Source organism: Parafrankia sp. Ea1.12 (assembly GCF_900465275.1).
GTDB lineage: Bacteria > Actinomycetota > Actinomycetes > Frankiales > Frankiaceae > Parafrankia > Parafrankia soli.
Genome location: NZ_UBIZ01000636.1, coordinates 1 through 3,410 on the forward strand (window position 1 = coordinate 1; position 3,410 = coordinate 3,410).

The following is a 3,410-nucleotide window of genomic DNA, read 5'->3' on the forward strand; positions in this document are numbered from 1 at the left end:
GCGTTGGCGCTGTGCCGCTCCATCCGCAGTGACAGCGTCTCCAGGCCCTGCGGGAACAGGAAGGAGTTGAGCGGCGCGACGGCCGGGCCGAGGTCGCGCAGGAGCTGCACCCGGGCCTTGGCGATGTAGCTGCCGTGACCGAGGGCGTCCCAGTAGACCAGGCCGTGGTAGCTCGGGTCGGGGGTGGTGAAGTTCGCGAACCGCCCGCTGGCGCCGTAGTCGAACCGGCCGCTGTCGACGATGATCCCGCCGATCGAGGTGCCGTGGCCGCCGATGAACTTCGTGGCCGAGTGCACGACGATGTCGGCGCCGTGCTCGAACGGCCGGTACAGGTAGGGCGTCGCCAGGGTGTTGTCGATGATCAGAGGTATCCCGGCCTCGTGCGCGACGGCCGCGACGCCCTCGGTGTCGAAGACGTCCCCGCGCGGGTTGCCGATCGTCTCGCCGTAGAAGGCCCGCGTCTCGGGGCGTACCGCGGCCCGCCAGGCGTCAAGGTCGTCCGGGTTGTCGACGAACGACACCGAGACGCCGAACTTGGGCAGCGTGTAGTGGAACAGGTTGTAGGTGCCGCCGTAGAGGTTCGCGGAGCTGACGATGTGGTCGCCGGCCTCGGCCAGGTTGAGGATCGCCAGCGTCTCCGCCGCCTGCCCCGATGCCGTGGCGAGCGCGCCGATCCCGCCTTCGAGGGCGGCGACGCGCTGCTCGAAGACGTCCTGGGTGGGGTTCATGATCCGGGTGTAGATGTTGCCCGGCTCGCCGAGCGCGAACAGCGCGGCCGCGTGGTCGGTGTCGCGGAAGACGAAGCTCGTCGTCTGGTAGATCGGGACGGCTCGCGCACCGGTCGTCGGATCGGGCTGGGCGCCCGCGTGGATCTGCCGGGTCTCGAACGACCAGTTCGACTCGGTCATGGCGGAAGTCCCCCTCTGGCGGTGGTGGTACGGCGGAGCCTGGTTCGGGGTGGTTCTCGGACGGCGGCGTGGACGGGGGGCCTCACGGGGTGCGCCACGCCCATCTCATGGCCTGGCCGGCCCCCCGGCGCACATCCGTTGGTCGCGGGCGGGTGGCCGTTCGGCACCTCGGCCCGGGGCCGGAAGAAGGATGCCCCGCCCGGAGCGGAATGGCGCGGATACACGCCGCACCGGCACCACTCCGCCGGGTCATGGCCTGGCAGCGCGTCGGCCGAACGGCCCCGCTCGCAGTGCGGGTCACAGCGGTGCCGGACCACATGTACGGGACGGCGGGCGCCACCGGACGGATGCGTGCGGCTTGCGGGAGCAGCGCGAGCGTGGGAGCGCAGGAGCAGCGCGAGCGTGGGACCGTGGGAGCGGGGTGTCGCGCTCGCCCGACGGGAACTAGCCGAGCGGCCGGCCGCCGGTACAGGCGGCCGAGGTGACGCGGAGCAGATCGATGTACTCCCGACGCACCAGCATCAGCGGAGTCGACATGCCCGAACCGAAACACGCCTAATACCGGGCCGACAACACGCGTCCAACGTGTCCCACACCACACTCCTGTGTGTCACCAACCCAACCCCGAACGTCCTGTGGACCCACGACCTCGCCCTTCACGGAAAACTACTTCTCCGATCGGGAAAGGGAGTAAAGTCCCGCCGACGCATCCCGCCCGGAGCAGGGAGGCTCGCATGCCCGACTCCCCCGACTCCCCCGCTCGTCCGCGCGCCGCGAGCGCGGGTGCCGCGCGACTCCCCGTCCTCGACCTGCGCGACTACACCGCGCCGGACGGCCGTGCCGACCGCCGGGACTTCCTCGACGCACTGCGCGCGGCCTGCCGCGATCCGGGCTTTCTCCAGCTGACCGGGCACGGCGTACCTTCCGGCCTCACGGAGCGGATCATCGCGGTGAGCCGCGCGTTCTTCGACCTGCCGCTCGCTGCCAAACTCGAGATCGAGAACGTCCACTCCCCGCACTTCCGCGGCTACACCCGCCTCGGGCACGAGATAACCCGGGGCAGGCCGGACCTCCGCGAGCAGATCGACATCTCCGACGAGCGGCCGGCCCGCGTCCTCGGGCCGGACGACCCGCCCTACCTGCGTCTGGACGGGCCCAACCAGTGGCCGGCGGCGCTGCCGGAGCTGCGCGTGGCCGCCCTCGCCTACCTGGCCGAGCTTGGGCGCGTCGCGCGGGTGCTGGTGCGTGCGCTCGCCGAATCGCTGGGGCTGCCGCCCGACCACCTGGACCCGACCTTCTCCGCCGAGCCCCGCTCCCATCTGAAACTGCTGCGCTACCTGCCGACCCCCGCCGGCAGCACCACCGGACACGACGCTGCCGGACACGACGCCACCGGACACGACGCTGCCGAGCCCAACGCCGCCGCGGACGGCCAGAACGTCGACCAAGGCATCGGCCAGGGCGTCGGCGCGCACAAGGACGGCGGCTTCCTGACCTTCGTCCTGCAGGACGGCGTCCGCTCAGCCCGCCAGGACAGCGCCCACCCGGACCCCCGCTCCCCCACGGGCCCGTCCGGCCTACAGGTCGCCGACGGCGCGGGCGGGTGGATCGAGGCCGCCGCAGTGCCTGGCGCGTTCGTGGTGAACATCGGCGAGATGTTCGAGCTGGCCACCCGGCGTTACTACCGGGCAACCGTCCACCGGGTCGTGAGCCCACCACCAGGCCACGAGCGGGTGTCCGTGGCGTTCTTCTTCGGGCCACGGCTGTCGGCCACCCTCGAACCCATGCCGCTGCCCGACGCCCTCCTCGCGGAGATCCCCGACGCCGAACCACCCGACCCGGAGAACCCGATCTTCGCCCAGCACGGGACGAACACCCTGAAGAGCTGGCTGCGCAGCCATCCCGAGGTGGCCCGCCGCCACTACGCCGACGTGGCACCCCCGGCGGGCGTGGCGCCGGCGGCCGGAGGCGGCGCGTGACCGACACCATCGGCGCCTCCCCGGCCCGCCAGAACACCGCCGCGCCGGCAGGCCAGAAGGCCGTCACGCCGGCGCCCCGCGAGAGAGGCGAGCCGGGGCGGCCGGCGGCGGGCACGCCGGACTGGTCGTTCGAGACCCGGCAGATCCACGCCGGGACCCGCCCCGATCCCACGACCGGGGCCCGCGCGGTGCCGATCTACCAGAGCACCTCGTTCGTGTTCCCGGACGCGGCCTACGCCGCCGGTCTGTTCGCCCTCACCGAGACGGGTTTCACCTACACGCGGGTGGTGAACCCGACGCAGGACGCCCTCGAGCAGCGCGTCGCCGACCTCGAGGGCGGTGTCGCCGCCCTGGCGACAGCCAGCGGGCAGGCCGCGCAGACCCTGGCCGTCCTCAACCTCGCCTCCGCCGGCGACCACCTGGTGTCGTCCGCGTCGCTCTACGGCGGAACGTACGCCCTGTTCCGCCACACCCTGGCCGACCTGGGCATCGAGACCACGTTCGTCGACGACCCGGACGACCT

The 3,410-nt window shown here is 72.4% G+C and carries 4 protein-coding genes; 2 read left to right on the forward strand and 2 right to left on the reverse strand.

All coding sequences use genetic code 11. The features are described from left to right. Both FMEAI12_RS34135 and FMEAI12_RS40405 read right to left on the reverse strand, forming a co-directional pair. On the reverse strand, positions 1-908 hold a 908-nt coding region (locus FMEAI12_RS34135; protein ID WP_112109211.1), incomplete at its 3' end, for a PLP-dependent transferase. A 444-nt stretch (positions 909-1,352) separates the two neighbouring features. Beyond that, positions 1,353-1,445, reverse strand: coding sequence for a putative leader peptide (locus tag FMEAI12_RS40405; RefSeq protein ID WP_338045467.1), 93 nt, complete (start codon positions 1,443-1,445; stop codon positions 1,353-1,355). A 197-nt stretch (positions 1,446-1,642) separates the two neighbouring features. Between FMEAI12_RS40405 and FMEAI12_RS34140 the strand changes: the two genes are divergently transcribed. Continuing rightward, on the forward strand, positions 1,643-2,887 hold the full coding sequence (locus FMEAI12_RS34140; protein ID WP_112109212.1) for an isopenicillin N synthase family oxygenase: 1,245 nt from the start codon (positions 1,643-1,645) through the stop codon (positions 2,885-2,887). A gap of 143 nt (positions 2,888-3,030) precedes the next feature. Beyond that, a partial coding sequence (locus FMEAI12_RS34145) for a PLP-dependent transferase (RefSeq protein ID WP_368672139.1) occupies positions 3,031-3,410 on the forward strand: 380 nt, incomplete at its 3' end.

Bases quoted from the DNA above. Each gene is read 5' to 3' on its own strand.
- FMEAI12_RS34140 (WP_112109212.1), top strand. From the start codon at position 1,643: ATGCCCGACTCCCCCGACTCCCCCGCTCGTCCGCGCGCCGCGAGCGCG.
- FMEAI12_RS40405 (WP_338045467.1), bottom strand. From the start codon at position 1,445: ATGTCGACTCCGCTGATGCTGGTGCGTCGGGAGTACATCGATCTGCTC.